An 871-nucleotide genomic window follows, 5' to 3' on the forward strand; every position below is an offset into this window, starting at 1 on the left:
GTGTGTGAAGACAAACCTCGACGCCCTTCTCACCGCACTCTATGTCCACCTGGACGACCACGTCCTGCCTTCGGCCCGACAACCCCGCAAACGCGGCCCGAAACGGCGGCTCACCGACGCCGAACTCGTCTGCGTGGCCACAGCCCAAGTACTCCTGCGCTGCGACGACGAGCGCCGATGGCTGCGATCGGCCCCGCACCGGATCGGCCACCTCTTCCCGCGCCTGCCGGGCCAGTCCGAGTACAACCGCCATGTGCGCGATCTGGCCCCTGCCCTGCTCGCCGCGGCGCTGTGGCTGGCCCGGCAGATCCCGACCTGGCAGGAGCCGCTGCGGCTGATGGACGGCACCCCGGTGCGCTGCGGCGCCTCCCGGGTCACGGTCAACCGCTCCGGCCTGGGCGGGATCGCCGGCTACGGGATGGACAAGTCCCACCACGCCTTCTACTGGGGCGCCAAGCTCATGCTGGTCACCACCGCCGAGGGGGCGGTGTGCGCGTTCAGCCTGGCCCACCCCAAGGAGTTGGACGAGCGCAAGCAGGCCCTGCACCTGCTGCACGTCCAGCAGGCCGCACCGGGGCCGTGCCCGATCGTGTGCGACAAGGGCTTCGCCGGGGCCGGGATCGAGAGCGCCGCGGCCGGGCTGGGCCACGTGCTGGTCCGCCCGGCCCGCGAGGACGAGCCCGAGGACCCGTCGTTTCCCGGGTGGCTGCGCCAACGCATCGAGGCGGTCATCTGGACGTTGAAGAACCAGCTCGGGCTGGAGCGCCACGCCGCGCGCACCACCGAAGGGCTGTGGGCGCGCACCTGCCAGCGCATCTGCGCCCTCAACGCCGCGATCTGGCACAACTGGTTGATCGATGCCCCGGTCAAG

At 71.3% G+C, this 871-nt stretch carries 1 protein-coding gene; it reads left to right on the plus strand.

What is annotated here, in order from left to right; genetic code table 11:
* Positions 1 to 4 precede the first annotated feature (4 nt).
* Positions 5 to 871, plus strand: an 867-nt coding sequence (locus tag ACYVD5_RS27935) for an IS982 family transposase (RefSeq protein ID WP_461004163.1), incomplete at its 3' end; no start/stop codon positions are given.

The organism is Streptomonospora sediminis, from assembly GCF_054778995.1.